At 72.7% G+C, this 13,404-nt stretch carries 14 protein-coding genes; 9 read left to right on the top strand and 5 right to left on the bottom strand.

Annotation, left to right across the window (positions count from 1 at the left end):
- The first annotated feature begins 63 nt into the window (after positions 1 to 63).
- From AB0E07_RS05385 to AB0E07_RS05365, 5 genes are all read left to right on the top strand, one after another.
- Positions 64 to 1,266, top strand: coding sequence for an FAD-dependent oxidoreductase (locus tag AB0E07_RS05385; RefSeq protein ID WP_362246652.1), 1,203 nt, complete (start codon positions 64 to 66; stop codon positions 1,264 to 1,266).
- 29 nt (positions 1,267 to 1,295) lie between these two features.
- Positions 1,296 to 2,192, top strand: coding sequence for an RNA polymerase sigma-70 factor (locus tag AB0E07_RS05380; RefSeq protein ID WP_362246650.1), 897 nt, complete (start codon positions 1,296 to 1,298; stop codon positions 2,190 to 2,192).
- Positions 2,193 to 2,270: 78 nt separating this feature from the next.
- On the top strand, positions 2,271 to 2,783 hold the full coding sequence (locus AB0E07_RS05375) for a helix-turn-helix transcriptional regulator (RefSeq protein WP_362246648.1): 513 nt from the start codon (positions 2,271 to 2,273) through the stop codon (positions 2,781 to 2,783).
- 86 nt (positions 2,784 to 2,869) lie between these two features.
- Positions 2,870 to 3,529: a hypothetical protein gene (locus AB0E07_RS05370; protein WP_362246646.1), complete on the top strand. Its 660-nt coding sequence runs from the start codon at positions 2,870 to 2,872 to the stop codon at positions 3,527 to 3,529.
- Between the two features lie 135 nt (positions 3,530 to 3,664).
- On the top strand, positions 3,665 to 4,000 hold the full coding sequence (locus AB0E07_RS05365; protein ID WP_362246644.1) for a DUF2516 family protein: 336 nt from the start codon (positions 3,665 to 3,667) through the stop codon (positions 3,998 to 4,000).
- Between the two features lie 126 nt (positions 4,001 to 4,126).
- On the opposite strand, the gene AB0E07_RS05360 is transcribed toward AB0E07_RS05365, so the two are convergent.
- The 3 genes from AB0E07_RS05360 to AB0E07_RS05350 form a co-directional block, all read right to left on the bottom strand.
- Positions 4,127 to 5,482, bottom strand: coding sequence for a SpoIIE family protein phosphatase (locus AB0E07_RS05360; protein ID WP_362246642.1), 1,356 nt, complete (start codon positions 5,480 to 5,482; stop codon positions 4,127 to 4,129).
- A gap of 283 nt (positions 5,483 to 5,765) precedes the next feature.
- On the bottom strand, positions 5,766 to 6,863 hold the full coding sequence (locus AB0E07_RS05355; RefSeq protein ID WP_362246640.1) for a C40 family peptidase: 1,098 nt from the start codon (positions 6,861 to 6,863) through the stop codon (positions 5,766 to 5,768).
- A 236-nt stretch (positions 6,864 to 7,099) separates the two neighbouring features.
- Positions 7,100 to 7,915, bottom strand: coding sequence for a class I SAM-dependent methyltransferase (locus AB0E07_RS05350; protein WP_362246638.1), 816 nt, complete (start codon positions 7,913 to 7,915; stop codon positions 7,100 to 7,102).
- Between the two features lie 190 nt (positions 7,916 to 8,105).
- On the opposite strand from AB0E07_RS05350, the gene mshA reads away from it, so the two are divergent.
- Positions 8,106 to 9,443, top strand: coding sequence for a D-inositol-3-phosphate glycosyltransferase (gene mshA / locus AB0E07_RS05345; RefSeq protein ID WP_362246636.1), 1,338 nt, complete (start codon positions 8,106 to 8,108; stop codon positions 9,441 to 9,443).
- Complete coding sequence (locus AB0E07_RS05340) at positions 9,436 to 9,930, top strand: YbjN domain-containing protein (protein WP_362246634.1); 495 nt, start codon at positions 9,436 to 9,438, stop codon at positions 9,928 to 9,930. Before mshA ends, AB0E07_RS05340 begins: the two co-directional genes overlap by 8 nt.
- Here the strand turns inward: AB0E07_RS05340 and AB0E07_RS05335 are convergent.
- Positions 9,896 to 10,726 carry an AraC family transcriptional regulator gene (locus AB0E07_RS05335; protein ID WP_362246632.1) on the bottom strand — a complete coding sequence of 277 codons (831 nt, stop codon included), beginning with the start codon at positions 10,724 to 10,726 and terminating at the stop codon, positions 9,896 to 9,898. The two genes, AB0E07_RS05340 and AB0E07_RS05335, sit on opposite strands and share 35 nt — an antisense overlap.
- A gap of 49 nt (positions 10,727 to 10,775) precedes the next feature.
- Between AB0E07_RS05335 and AB0E07_RS05330 the strand changes: the two genes are divergently transcribed.
- Positions 10,776 to 11,201 carry a DUF2000 domain-containing protein gene (locus tag AB0E07_RS05330; protein WP_362246630.1) on the top strand — a complete coding sequence of 142 codons (426 nt, stop codon included), beginning with the start codon at positions 10,776 to 10,778 and terminating at the stop codon, positions 11,199 to 11,201.
- A 13-nt stretch (positions 11,202 to 11,214) separates the two neighbouring features.
- On the opposite strand, the gene AB0E07_RS05325 is transcribed toward AB0E07_RS05330, so the two are convergent.
- Entirely contained in the window at positions 11,215 to 12,471 is a 1,257-nt protein-coding gene (locus AB0E07_RS05325) for an MFS transporter (RefSeq protein ID WP_362246627.1), read from the bottom strand.
- A 150-nt stretch (positions 12,472 to 12,621) separates the two neighbouring features.
- Here AB0E07_RS05325 and AB0E07_RS05320 point away from each other — a divergent pair, with 150 nt between their 5' ends.
- Positions 12,622 to 13,383 carry a phosphoglyceromutase gene (locus tag AB0E07_RS05320; protein WP_362246625.1) on the top strand — a complete coding sequence of 254 codons (762 nt, stop codon included), beginning with the start codon at positions 12,622 to 12,624 and terminating at the stop codon, positions 13,381 to 13,383.
- Positions 13,384 to 13,404 lie beyond the last annotated feature (21 nt).

Raw genomic sequence — 13,404 nt, 5'->3', positions numbered from 1 at the left:
CGCGAGGGGTCCGGTGTCTTCATGCCGAATCGACGGAAGCAAGCGGATCGAGGAGGCGGCGTGATGGGGAACATCGAGATCGTGGTGGTCGGCGGCGGATACGCCGGAGTGATGGCGGCCAACCGGCTGACGCTGCGCGCGGGCGTGCGGGTCACCGTGGTCAATCCGCGGGAGTCGTTCGTGGAGCGGATCCGGCTCCACCAGCTGGTCGGCGGGTCCGACGACGCGGTCGTGGCGTACCGCGAGGTGCTCGCCGAGGGGGTGCGGCTGGTGGTGGACTCGGTGGACCGGATCGACGCCGCGGGGCGCGCGGTGGAGCTGGCGTCCGGCCGGCGGCTCGGCTACGACCACCTCGTCTACGCCGTCGGCAGCGGCAGCACGGGGACCGGCGTGCCCGGGTGCGACGAGTTCGCGCTTCCGCTGGCCACCTTCGAGGAGGCGGACCGGCTGCGGGCGGTGCTCCTGGACACCCCCGAGTCTGCCCCGGTCACCGTGGTCGGCGCCGGCCCGCTCGGCATCGAGACCGCCACGGAACTCGCGGAGGAGGGCCGCTCGGTGACCCTGGTCTGCGGCGGGCGGCTCGGTCCGTATCTGCACCGCCGGGGGCGGCGCTCGGTCGCCCGGCGGATGGCCGCGCTCGGGGTGACCGTCCTGGACGGTCCGGGCAGCCGCGCCGCCGAGGTCACCCCGGACACGGTGCGGCTGGAGGACGGCCGTGCGGTGCCGAGCGAGGTGACCGTGTGGACGGCCGGGTTCGGCGTACCTGACCTCGCCGCGCGCAGCGGTCTGACCACCGACGAGCTGGGCCGGCTGCTCACCGACGAGACGCTGACCAGCGTGGACGACCCGCGCATCGTCGCGGCCGGCGACTCCGCCGCGCCCTCGGGCCTGCCGCTGCGGATGAGCTGCCAGGCCGCCATGCCGCTCGGCGCGCGGGCCGCCGACACCGTGCTCAGCCGGATCGACGGCGAGGAGCCCGAGACCCTCAACCAGGCCTTCGCCGGGCAGTGCATCAGCCTGGGCCGCGAGGCGGGCATCTTCCAGTTCGCCCGCCGCCACGACGTCGCGGTCTGGTTCCACATCGGCGGCCGGCCCGGCGCGAAGCTCAAGGAGTTCGTCTGCAAGGGCATCGTCAAGCACCTCTCGGAGGAGGCCCACCAGCCGGGTTCGTACCGTCTGCACAAGGTCTCCGGCGGCCCGGCCCGCGAGCGGCGCCTCCGGGCCCGGAGCGCGGACGCCCCCGGCTCCGTCGAACACGTGGCCTAGACCGCGAGGGCATCGGGGAGAGTCCCGTCATGAGTGATCACGCCACCGACCCGGCGACCGAGGCCTTCGTCGCCCACCGCAACCTGCTCTTCACCGTCGCCTACGAGATGCTCGGCTCGGCGGCCGACGCGGAGGACGTACTCCAGGAGACCTGGCTGCGGTGGGTCCGCCTCGACCTGGAGCAGGTGCGCGACCACCGTGCCTACCTGGTGCGGATCACCACCCGGCAGGCGCTCAACCGGCTGCGCGCCCTGCAGCGCCGCAAGGAGGCCTACGTCGGCCCCTGGCTGCCGGAACCCCTCCTGACCTCGCCGGACGTGGCCGAGGACGTCGAACTCGCCGAGAGTGTCTCGATGGCGCTGATGCTGGTCCTGGAGACGCTCTCGCCGACCGAACGTGCGGTCTTCGTGCTGCGGGACGTCTTCGACCTCGGCTACGACGAGATCGCGGCCGCCGTCGACAAGAGCCCCGCGGCCGTGCGCCAGATCGCGCACCGGGCCCGGCTCCACGTGGAGGAGCGGCGCCCGCGTGAGCCGGTCTCCGCGAGCCGGACCCGGGCGGCCCTGGACTCCTTCCGGCGCACCCTGGAGACCGGCGACCTCCAGGGCCTGCTGGACGTCCTCGCCCCCGACGTCGTCCTGATGTCCGACGGCGGCGGGATCAAGCAGGCCGCGGTCCGGCCGATCGTGGGCGCCGACCGGGTGGGCCGCTACGTCCTCGGCGGCATCGGCAAGGCCCAGGTCACGGTCGCCTACGAGCCCACCGTGGTGAACGGCCACCCGGCCTTCGCGCTCCGCGTGGACGGCGTCACCGACGGCGTGATGGCGATCCGTGTCGAGGACGACCGCATCACCGGCATCTACTACGTCCGCAACCCCGAGAAGCTGACCCGCATCGGCTCGGAGACCTCGCTGACCCGGCGCTGACCCCCTCGCGACATGACGTGGCGCACTATTGCAAGCGGGTGCTTGCAATAGTTAGCGCGGCTGGGGCAAGGTGGAGTCATGGCAACACTCAACGTCGGCAATCTCGGTGAGTACCTGCGCGAGCAGCGGCGCAACGCCCAGCTCTCGCTGCGGCAGCTCGCCGATGCCGCCGGGGTGTCCAACCCGTATCTGAGCCAGATCGAGCGCGGCCTGCGCAAGCCGAGCGCGGAGGTCCTCCAGCAGGTCGCCAAGGCCCTGCGGATCTCCGCCGAGACGCTGTACGTGCGGGCCGGGATCCTCGACGCCGAGCGCGACCGGGACGAGGTGGAGACGCGTGCCGTCATACTCGCCGACCCCACGCTCAACGAGCAGCAGAAGACCGCGCTGCTCCAGATCTACGAGTCCTTCCGCAAGGAGAACGGCTTCGGGATCGCGGCGGACGAGGACGCCATGACGGGCACCGAACCCGGCGACGACGCCGGGCCCGTCCGGCTCGACGGCACCCGCACGGCCGACGACGGCGACGAGGCCGACGTCCAGGGCTCCAAGGACACCGAAGACCCGCGGGAACCCCGGCAGTCGGCCGGCTGAGCCGGGCGACCGGCCGCCGCCGCACCGGCCCGCGGAACGCACTCACCCCAACCCTCAACTGCCAGCGATCCGGGAGAACCATCACCATGGCCATCACCGACGACCTCCGCAAGACCTTCAGCGACCCCACCCCCCTCTACTTCGCCGCCGGCACCGCCGACCTCGCCCTGCAGCAGGCCAGGAAGGTCCCCGGCCTGGTGGAGCAGCTGCGCACCGAGGCCCCGGCCCGGTTCGAGGCCGTGCGCGGCACCGACCCCAAGGCCGTCCAGGAGAAGGCCGCCGCGCGCGCCAAGGAGGCCGGGGCCCGCGTCAAGGAGCGCCAGGAGACCCTCCAGGCCAAGGTCGGCGAGTTCATCAGCACCCTCGACGGCGACCTGAAGAAGCTCGGCACCAACCTCGACGCCGACCTGAAGAAGTTCGGCGAGTCCGCCCAGGACTTCGCGCTGCGCGGGGTGGGCGTCGCCGCCGAGTACGCCGTGAAGGCGCGCGAGACCTACGAGAAGGTCGCCGAGCACGGCGAGCAGGCCGTGAAGACCTGGCGCGGCGAGGCCGCCGAGTCCATCGAGGACATCGCCGTGGCCGTGGAGCCGAAGGCCGAGCCCGTCGAGGTCAAGCCCGAGCCCGCGCCGGCCGCGCCCAAGCCCGCCGCCGCTGCCGCCCCGGCCGCCCCGGCGAAGAAGCCCGTGGCCAAGAAGTCCGCTCCGCGCAAGAGCACCGCGAAGAAGACGACCCCGCCCGCGAAGTAGGCGGCACGCGCGGACACAACCGGACGGGCCGGGCACTTACCGGGTGCCCGGCCCGTTGACCGGGTATCGCGCCAGTGGTTGCGGGTACGGTGACCGCGTAGGGACGAGCCGAGTCGGGTGGTGGACGTTGTGCTGATGCAGGGCTTCGCAAACTTCATGTGGCTGTTGAGCATGGCCCTGATCCTTTTCAGCGGCTTCGCGCTGATCGACGCCGCCACGCGGCGCGAGGACGCCTACCGTGCCGCCGACAAGAAGACCAAGCCGTTCTGGCTGATCGTGCTCGGGCTCGCCTTCGTGGTGAACCTGATCTTCAACATCCTGTCGTTCCTGCCGATCATCGGCCTGATCGCGACCATCGTCTACATGGTCGACGTCCGCCCGGCGCTCCGCTCCCTCCCGGGCGGCGGCCGCAGCACCCGCCGGGGCTCCAGCAGCGACGGCCCCTACGGCCCCTGGAACGGCGGCCGCTAGGCCCGTTCAGGGGCGCGGGGAACTGCGCGACCGGCCACGACGCACGGTCAGCCGCCCGACACCGATCGCCCCGCATCCTGCCGCGAACAGCCCGCCGCAGGCGAACTCCTCAGAACCCCCGGCAGGTCACGGCGCCCGGTCGAGCAGCAGCACAGCCACGTCATCGGTCAGCTCGCCCCCGTTGAGGTCACGAACCTCGGCGACAGCCGACCGCAGCAGCGCCTCCCCCCGCAGCCCCTCCGCGAGCTGCCGCCGGACCATGGACACCATCCCGTCCTGCCCCAGCCGCTCGCGCCCCGGCCCGATCCGCCCCTCGATCAGCCCGTCGGTGTACAGCATCAGGCTCCACTCGGCGCCCAGCTCCACCTGCATCCGAGGCCACCGCGCGCCGGGCAGCAGCCCGAGCGCGGGCCCGTTGTTGTCGTACGGCAGCAGCTTCGCCGCCTTCCCGGGCCGGGCCAGCAGCGGCGAGGGGTGCCCGGCCAGGCAGAGCCCGGCCCGGCGCCCGTCGGGCGCGATGTCCACCGTGCAGAGCGTCGCGAAGATCTCGTCGTCCGACCGCTCGTGCTCCAGCACCTGCTGAAGCGTCCCGAGCAGTTCGTCCCCGCACAGCCCCGCCAGAGTCAGCGCCCGCCAGGCGATCCGCAGCTCCACACCGAGCGCGGCCTCGTCGGGCCCGTGCCCGCAGACGTCACCGATCATGGCGTGCACGGTGCCGTCCGAGGTCCGCACGACGTCGTAGAAGTCGCCGCCGAGCAGAGCCCGCGAGCGGCCGGGCCGGTAGCGCGCGGCGAAGCGCAGCGAGGAGCCCTCCAGCAGCGGCGTGGGCAGCAGCCCGCGCTCCAGCCGGCGGTTCTCCTGCGCCCGCACCCGCCCCTCGGCGAGCCGCCGCTCCGCGGAGTCGGAACGTTTCCGCTCCACCGCGTACCGGATCGCCCGGCTCAGCAGCCGCCCGTCCAGCTCGTCACGGAGGAGGTAGTCCTGGGCGCCCACCCGTACGGCTTCCTCGCCGCGCTCGGTGTCGCCGGAGGCGGTGAGGGCGAGCACGGCGTGCCGGGGCGCGAGCTCCAGCACGTGCTTGAGCACGGCGAGCTCGTCGCCGTCGTCGCCGCGGCCCGGCGCGGGCAGCGCGAGGTCCAGCAGGATGCAGTGGACGTCGTCGGTGAGCAGCCGCTCGGCCTCGGTGAGGTTGCGCGCGCTGCGGACCCGGATCGGCCGGCCCGACCGGTCCTGCAGCTCGGGCAGGACGGTGGAGCCACCCGGGTCGTCCTCGATGAGCAGCAGCGTCAGGCTGGTGTGCGCGGTGCCGGTGGCACCGGCGTGGTGCGTGGTGTCGGTCTGCTCGGCCACGGCGCCCTTCTTCGGGGCGCTCTCGGCCGAGGGGCCGCCGGCTGCGGGGCCGCCGGCCGCGGGCATGACCGCGTGCGCCAGACCACTCTCCACGGCCGGGATCGCTCTCTGCCGCGGTACGGGTACGGGCATCGTCCTGGGTTCCTTCCCTCCCCCCGAGGGCACGGCGGGGACGAGGGACCTCGACCCACCGACGGGGACCCTAGCGGTAGTCGGCACCGCAAAGGAATGGCGCAGGCCACCCGGTTGGGCTTCAGGCCGCTGTCATATGCCGCGTTCCGTACCGCAGTTGGGCAGGGTGGCCGGTGCCGGGGGATGACGAAGGTCACGTCCGCCCGTGGTTTCACGCGGGTCTTGGGGTGCGGTGGGTCACGTGGCCCCGGTCACCGCCGGGGAATTTTGGGTGACTTCGCTCTCAGATGTCCGGTCGTACGACCGCGAGGATCGGCATTGAGCCGGCCCCCGCCACGGTCACCGTCCGGCCGGGCCTCGGGGCGTGCACGATGGCTCCGTCGCCGACGTACATGCCGACATGGCTGGCGTCGTCGTTGTAGATGATGAGGTCGCCGGGGCGCATGTCCTCGACGGCGATCCGCTTGAGCTGCTTCCACTGCTCCTGCGAGGTGCGCGGGATCGGCCGGCCGGCCGCCGCCCAGGCCTGCGAGGTCAGCCCGGAGCAGTCGAAGGTGCCGGGCCCCTCGGCGCCCCACTCGTACGGCTTGCCCAACTGCGCGGTGGCGTAGGCCACGGCCTTCTTGCCCCGCGCGGACGCCTCGCCGTCGATCGCGTCGAGGATGCCGGAGTCCAGCCACTCCGTCTGCGCCCGCAGCGCGGCCTGGCGCTCCAGCTCGGCGAGGCGCTCCTTCTCCTCCGCCTCCAGCTCCGACTCCAGCTTCTCGGCGGCCGAGATCTGCTTCTTGATCTTCGCTTTCGCCTTGGCCCTGGCCTTGCGGTTGGTCTCCAGCCTCTCCCACTGCGCGGAGGCGTCCTTCGCGTACTGCTCCAAGTCCTGCTGGGTGCGGTTCAGTTCGGCGAGCAGTCCCTTGGTGGCGCGCTCGCCCTGGATCACCCGGCCGGCGCCGTCGAGGAACTGGGCCGGGTCGTCGCTGAGCACCAGGTGCGCCTCGTCGGGCAGTCCGCCGTTGCGGTACTGCGCGGCGGCCGCGGCGCCGGCCCGCTTCCTCAGCTCGGCCAGCTTCTTCTTGCCCTTGACGATCTTCTGCGCCAGGGACACGATCTCCGCCGACTGCCGCTCGGCCTTGTCCTCGGCCAGGTTGTAGGCGTCGGTGGCGACGGAGGCCTCGTGGTAGAGGCGGTCCAGCTTCTTGCGGACGGCCTCAAGGTCCTTGTTGGTCACAGGGGTCGGCGCGGAGGACGCGCCCGGCGTGGCGCTCGCACTCGGTGTGGGGGAGGGGGTGGGGCTCGCGAACGCGGTCCCGGGGGCCGCCAGCACGGTCACCGCGCACACCACGGTGACGGCGATGGTGATGAGGCCGCGCCTGCCCGTACCCATACCTCTTCCCCCAACCTGATTTACCGTCAGTAACTTACGGTCGCCCGGGGGATCGTGCCACGTCCCGGCCCAAAACGACAGAGGCGGCGCAACCTGCTCCTTCCCCCCGTTCCCACCCCGGCATGACGATCTCCCCGCCTGTGTGACGAACGACTCAGGGAGATCGTTCCCCGCGGTCCGGTGCGCGGTCCGGTGCGCGGTTCGCCGCGCGGTCCTCGGTGCCGGTCGGCGTCGCCTCAGCCGGCCGGGGCCAACGCCGCCCAGGCCAGCGTCACTTCCCCCTGCCGCCAGCGCGCCGGGCCGTCCAGCACCGGCCAGTCGGCGGCGAGTCGGCGGACCGTCCGGATCCAGCGCTGGCGGGCGCCGTAGGAGGCGTAGGGCGCGGCGGCGGCCCAGGCGCGGTCGAAGTCGCGCAGGAAGGCGTGCACCGGTTCGCCGGGGACGTTGCGGTGGATGAGCGCCTTGGGCAGCCGCTCGGCGAGGTCCGAGGGCCGCTCCAGCGAGCCGAGCCGGGTCGCGAAGGTCACCGTGCGCGGCCCCTCGGGCCCCAGCGCGACCCACACGTGCCGCCGCCCGATCTCGTCGCAGGTCCCCTCGACCAGCAGCCCGCCCCGGGAGCCGTCCCCGGCCGGCGCCAGCCGTGCGCACAGCCGCTCCCACACCTCGGCCACCCGCTGCTCGTCGTACTGCCGCAGCACGTTGGCGGCCCGGACCAGCAGCGGCCGCTCCGGGACGGGGATCTCGAAGCCGCCGTGCCGGAAGGTGAGGCCCTCGCGCGCGTAGGGGCGGGCCGCGGCGACCCGGGCCGGTTCGATCTCGACGCCGACCACGCGCACGTCCGGCGCGACCGTGCGCAGCCGTCCGAGCAGTTCCACCGCGGTCCAGGGGGCGGCGCCGTAGCCGAGGTCGACGGCGACCGCCCGGCCGCCGGCGCGGCGCAGTTCGGCGCCGTGCGTCGCCGCGATCCAGCGGTCCATGCGGCGCAGCCGGTTGGGGTTGGTGGTCCCGCGCGTCACCGTTCCCACGGGGCGAGGGGTGGCGCGGGCTGTCATGCCTACGAGGGTATGCGCCCCGGTGCCTCCCCTACGGACGCAGCCCTTCGTCGAACGGTTGAGCGAGTTCCGGTAATGATTCGGCAAAGACGCCCGGCCCGGAAATGGAGCCGCGCCCTCCGGTGTTGCATCCCCTGGAGGGCCCCGCACGTCCTCCCTCAGGCATGCCCGCAGCGAGGAGGAACGCCACGTGAGCCACTACGTCAGCAGGCTCGGGCGTCGCTCCGCGGCCGCTCCCTCGCGGCTGCGGCTGCACCGCCGCCCCCGCCGGGTCGCGATGCTCTCCGTGCACACCTCACCGCTGCACCAGCCCGGCACCGGCGACGCCGGCGGCATGAACGTCTACATCGTGGAACTCGCGCAGCGCCTCGCCGCGATCAACATCGAGGTCGAGATCTTCACCCGCGCCACCACGGCCGCCCTCCCGCCCACCGTCGAGATGGCCCCCGGCGTCCTCGTCCGGCACGTCGACGCGGGCCCCTACGAGGGCCTCGCCAAGGAGGAACTCCCCGCCCAGCTCTGCGCCTTCACCCACGGCGTGATGCAGGCGTGGGCGGGCCACCGGCCCGGCTACTACGACCTCGTCCACTCGCACTACTGGCTCTCCGGCCACGTCGGCTGGCTCGCCGCCCAGCGCTGGGGCACCCCCCTGGTGCACGCCATGCACACCATGGCCAAGGTCAAGAACGCCAACCTCGCCGCGGGCGACACCCCCGAGCCCGCCGCTCGGGTCATCGGCGAGACCCAGATCGTCGCCGCCGCCGACCGGCTCATCGCCAACACGGCGGAGGAGGCCGACGAACTCGTACGCCACTACAGCGCCGACCCCGCCAAGGTCGCCGTGGTCCACCCCGGCGTCAACCTCGAACGCTTCTCGCCCGCCGACGGCCGGGCCGCCGCCCGCGCCCGCCTCGGGCTGCCCCAGGACGCGCTGATCCCGCTCTTCGCGGGCCGCATCCAGCCCCTGAAGGCACCGGACGTGCTGCTGCGCGCGGTCGCCGTCCTGCTCGACGAACGCCCCGAGCTGCGCTCCCGGGTCATCGTCCCGGTGGTCGGCGGCCCCAGCGGCAGCGGCCTCGCCAAGCCCGAGGGCCTCCAGAAGCTGGCGGCCCGCCTCGGCATCGCCGACGTCGTACGGTTCCGGCCGCCGGTCGGCCAGGAGCAGCTCGCCGACTGGTTCCGGGCCGCCTCCGTCCTGGTCATGCCCTCCTACAGCGAGTCCTTCGGCCTGGTCGCCATAGAGGCGCAGGCGGCCGGGACCCCGGTGCTGGCCGCCTCGGTCGGCGGACTGCCGGTGGCCGTGCGCGACGGGGACACCGGCTTCCTGGTCTCCGGCCACCAGCCCGCCGCCTACGCGCGCGTGCTCGGCGACTTCGCCGACCACCCGGAGCTGTCCGCCCGCATGGGCGCCGCCGCCGCCCGGCACGCCCGCTCCTTCGGCTGGGACGCCTCGGCCGCCGCCACGGCGGACGTCTACACGGCCGCGACCCAGGCCCACCGACGTCGCGTACGCTCCCAGCATGGGTGATGCGCAGCAGGTGGTGACCGACTTCCTCCAGGACGCGGAACTCTCCTGGGAGAACCCCGACCCCGGCACCTACGTGATCACGCTGCCCGGCACCCGCAAGCTGTCGACGACCGTCTCCCTTCGGCTCGGCCGCCACTCCCTCTCCCTCAACGCCTTCGTCATCCGCCACCCCGACGAGAACGAGCCCGGCGTCCACCGCTGGCTGCTGGAGCGCAACCTCAAGCTGTACGGCGTGAGTTACGCCGTCGACCCCCTCGGCGACATCTACGTCACCGCGAAGCTCCCGCTGTCCTCGGTCACCCCGGAGGACCTCGACCGGCTGCTCGGCCAGACCCTGGAGGCCGCCGACGGCGCCTTCAACACCCTGCTGGAACTGGGCTTCGCGAGCGCCATCCGCAAGGAGTACGCGTGGCGCGTCGAACGGGGCGAGTCGACCCGGAACCTGGACGCCTTCAAGCACCTGACCCGGCCCGCGGACGCCGGCTGACCCGCCGGTCGTCGGCGTAGCGCCCCGGGGTGACGCCCACCAGGCGGCGGAAGTGCCGGTTCAGGTGGGACTGGTCGAAGAAGCCGGCCGCCGCGGCGACCTCGCCGGGGCGCAGGCCGTCGAGGAGCAGGCGCCGGGCGCGGTCGACGCGCCGGGAGTTGAGGTACTGGTGCGGCGCGATGCCGTAGGCGGAGCTGAACGCCCGTACCAGGTGGGCGGGATGGGCGTGCAGCAGCGCGGCGGCCTCCTCCAGCGGGACGCCCTCCACGACACGTGCGTCGAGCAGCTCACGCAGTCTCCGGGCGAGGGCCGGATCGGCCCGCGGCACCCCGGTGACCTGCGAGGGCCTGAGGTGGGCCCTCAGACGCTCCCCGACGAACACCAGCCTGCTCGCCGCCTCCAGTTCCTCGCCGGGCCGGTCGAGGGCGTCGTGCAACTGCCCCACCCGCCGCCGCAGTACGGGGTCCAGCAGGTCGGGCGTGTCGACTGCGGAACCCACGAGGTCCTCGCCCAGCAGCGAGGTGTCCAGATAGAGCACCCGTTTGCGGAAACCGCCCGGGGTGGCGGGGGAGCCGTTGTGCGGGACGTGCGGCGGCAGCAGGCTCACCGTGTCGTGCGGGGTGCCGTGCTCGTGCCGGTCGAGGTCGTAGCGGACGGCGCCGTCGTCGACGATGAGCAGGGTCCACGCCTCGTGGACGTGCATCGGGTACGCGTACTCGGTGAAGTGCGCGTGGAAGACCTCGACGACACCCGGGACACCGGGACGCCAGGCGGTCACCTCGGGCTGCGCGGCCATGCAAAAAACGTACAAGACGCGGCCGTACCGCTCTCGGCAGTCTCGGAGTATGAGCGAGCAGCCCTTTCGATTCGACACGAAGATCGCCGTGGTCCTGCGCGAGGACCTGGAGCCCTGGCAGCGGCTGAACGTGACCGCGTTCCTGGTCAGCGGCCTCGGGACCCAGGTGCCCGAGGTGATCGGGGAGCCCTACGAGGACGCCGACGCGGTGGCCTACCTGCCGATGTTCCGGCAGCCGGTGATGGTCTTCGAGGCGTCCAAGGAGACGCTGACCGCGGCCCACGCGCGCGTGCTGTCCCGCGCGCTGCCCCGCGCCGTCTTCACCTCCGACCTCTTCGCCACCGGCAACGACCGGGACAACCGGGCCGCCGTGCGTGCCGTTCCCACCGCTGACCTGGACCTGGTGGGGATCGCCCTGTACGGGCCGCGCAACGCCGTGGACAAGGTGGTGAAGGGGGCGCGGATGCACCCCTGAACGGCCCCCGGGATCAGGCGGCCGCGGTCTCCTGGCGGACCGGGACGGCGGACTCGGCGACCGTCTCCACGGCTGGGACACGGCGCATGAGCAGCCCGTACCCGATGCCCGCGACCGTGCCGATCACCGCGCACACGCCCCACAGCCACTCGGCGCCGTACCGGTCGATGACGGCGCCCGACAGCAGGGGGGCGACGAGCGAGGCGACGGCCCAGGACATGGTGTACATGCCCTGGTAGCGGCCGCGGCCGTGGGTGGGGGAGAGGCGGACCACCAGGCTGGTCTGGGTCGGGGCGTTGACGATCTCGGCGAGCGTCCACACGCAGACGGTCAGCGCGAACACGCCCACGGACCCGGCGAAGGCGGTCAGCCCGAAGCCGTACCCGGCGAGCACCGAGGAGACCACCAGCAGCCGCCGGGGATCCCGGTGCTCGATCAGCCGGGTCACCGGGATCTGGAGCACGACGATCAGGAAGCCGTTGACGGCGATGGCCATGCCGTAGTCGGCCGGGGTGAACCCGGCCTCGCCCATCGCCACGGGCAGCCCGATGGAGGCCTGCTGGAAGATCAGCGCGATCAGGAACGACAGCCCGACGACCCCCATGAACCGCCCGTCCCGCAGCACGGTCCCCAGCCCCACGGCGGCTCCCTCGGCCTTCGCGGTCGCGGTCGGCTCGGGCCGGGACTCGGGCAGCTTCAGGAAGACGACGATCGCGCAGGCCAGCGTCATCGCGGCCTCGATCAGGAAGCCGGCCCGGTAGCTGTACGCGGCGATGAAGCCGGCGGCCATGGAGGAGATCGCGAAACCGAGGTTGATCGCCCAGTAGTTCAGGGAGAAGGCGCGGACCCGGTCCTCGGGCGGGACGATGTCGGCCATCATCGCCTGCACGGCCGGCCGGGAGGCGTTGGAGGCCATGCCGACGAGGAAGGCGACGCCCGCGATGGCGACCGGGTGGTGCACGAAGCCGAGCGCCGCCACCGAGAAGGCCGTCGCGACCTGCGAGACCAGCAGCGTGGGCCGCCGCCCCAGCCGGTCGGCCATCACCCCGCCGCCGAGCGAGGAGAGCACACCGCCCAGCCCGTGCAGGGAGGCGACCAGACCGGCGTAGGAGGCGGAGTAGCCGCGGTCCAGCGTCAGGTACAGGGCCATGAAGGTGGCGACGAAGGCGCCGAGCCGGTTGATCAGAGTGCTCGTCCACAGCCACCAGAAGTCCCGGGGGAGCCCGGAGACGGACTCATGGACGGCACGCCTGAGGGCGGCGACGGACATGGGACTCCCCCGAGATGTAAGTGGTGTGAATGGTGGACACAACTTACGGAGCCGCGGTACCCGGAAGCCACTCGATTAACAGATCCCGTCAACCGTCCGCCCCCTGGGCGGACGCGCAAGCGATCAGAAGGTTCGATTACGCTCCCTCCCATGGCCGACGCACCGTACAAGCTGATCCTCCTCCGCCACGGCGAGAGCGAGTGGAACGCGAAGAACCTGTTCACCGGCTGGGTGGACGTCAACCTCAACGAGAAGGGCGAGAAGGAGGCGGTCCGCGGTGGCGAGCTCCTGAAGGACGCCGATCTCCTGCCCGACGTGGTCCACACGTCCCTCCAGAAGCGCGCGATCCGCACGGCCCAGCTGGCGCTGGAGGCCGCGGACCGCCACTGGATCCCCGTCCACCGCTCGTGGCGCCTGAACGAGCGTCACTACGGCGCCCTCCAGGGCAAGGACAAGGCCCAGACGCTCGCCGAGTTCGGCGAGGAGCAGTTCATGCTGTGGCGCCGCTCCTACGACGTCCCGCCGCCCCCGCTGGAGGACGGCACCGAGTTCTCCCAGTCCGGCGACGCGCGCTACGCGACCATCCCGCCGGAGCTCCGTCCCCGCACGGAGTGCCTGAAGGACGTCGTCGCCCGCATGCTCCCGTACTGGTACGACGGCATCGTCCCCGACCTGCTGGCCGGCCGCACGGTCCTGGTCGCGGCCCACGGGAACAGCCTGCGCGCCCTCGTCAAGCACCTCGACGGCATCTCCGACGCCGACATCGCGGGCCTGAACATCCCGACGGGCATCCCGCTGGCCTACGAGCTGGACGAGAACTTCAAGCCCCTCAACCCCGGCGGCACCTACCTCGACCCCGAGGCGGCCGCGGCGGCGATCGAGGCGGTCAAGAACCAGGGCAAGAAGAAGTAACCTTCGCGATCACGCCCCCGA

The sequence above is a fragment of the Streptomyces sp. NPDC048002 genome (assembly GCF_040653275.1).
Taxonomy (GTDB): Bacteria; Actinomycetota; Actinomycetes; order Streptomycetales; family Streptomycetaceae; genus Streptomyces.
Note: the sequence above shows the minus strand (reverse complement) of the source record. Positions and strands in the feature narration are given on the sequence as shown.

Excerpts from the sequence above, each read along its gene's own strand:
- AB0E07_RS05325 (WP_362246627.1), bottom strand. The coding sequence starts at position 12,471 with ATGTCCGTCGCCGCCCTCAGGCGTGCCGTCCATGAGTCCGTCTCCGGG.
- AB0E07_RS05335 (WP_362246632.1), bottom strand. The coding sequence starts at position 10,726 with ATGGCCGCGCAGCCCGAGGTGACCGCCTGGCGTCCCGGTGTCCCGGGT.
- AB0E07_RS05330 (WP_362246630.1), top strand. The coding sequence starts at position 10,776 with ATGAGCGAGCAGCCCTTTCGATTCGACACGAAGATCGCCGTGGTCCTG.
- AB0E07_RS05375 (WP_362246648.1), top strand. The coding sequence starts at position 2,271 with ATGGCAACACTCAACGTCGGCAATCTCGGTGAGTACCTGCGCGAGCAG.
- AB0E07_RS05380 (WP_362246650.1), top strand. The coding sequence starts at position 1,296 with ATGAGTGATCACGCCACCGACCCGGCGACCGAGGCCTTCGTCGCCCAC.
- AB0E07_RS05355 (WP_362246640.1), bottom strand. The coding sequence starts at position 6,863 with ATGGGTACGGGCAGGCGCGGCCTCATCACCATCGCCGTCACCGTGGTG.
- AB0E07_RS05320 (WP_362246625.1), top strand. The coding sequence starts at position 12,622 with ATGGCCGACGCACCGTACAAGCTGATCCTCCTCCGCCACGGCGAGAGC.
- AB0E07_RS05370 (WP_362246646.1), top strand. The coding sequence starts at position 2,870 with ATGGCCATCACCGACGACCTCCGCAAGACCTTCAGCGACCCCACCCCC.
- AB0E07_RS05350 (WP_362246638.1), bottom strand. The coding sequence starts at position 7,915 with ATGACAGCCCGCGCCACCCCTCGCCCCGTGGGAACGGTGACGCGCGGG.
- AB0E07_RS05385 (WP_362246652.1), top strand. The coding sequence starts at position 64 with ATGGGGAACATCGAGATCGTGGTGGTCGGCGGCGGATACGCCGGAGTG.
- AB0E07_RS05360 (WP_362246642.1), bottom strand. The coding sequence starts at position 5,482 with ATGCCCGTACCCGTACCGCGGCAGAGAGCGATCCCGGCCGTGGAGAGT.
- AB0E07_RS05365 (WP_362246644.1), top strand. The coding sequence starts at position 3,665 with ATGCAGGGCTTCGCAAACTTCATGTGGCTGTTGAGCATGGCCCTGATC.
- AB0E07_RS05340 (WP_362246634.1), top strand. The coding sequence starts at position 9,436 with ATGGGTGATGCGCAGCAGGTGGTGACCGACTTCCTCCAGGACGCGGAA.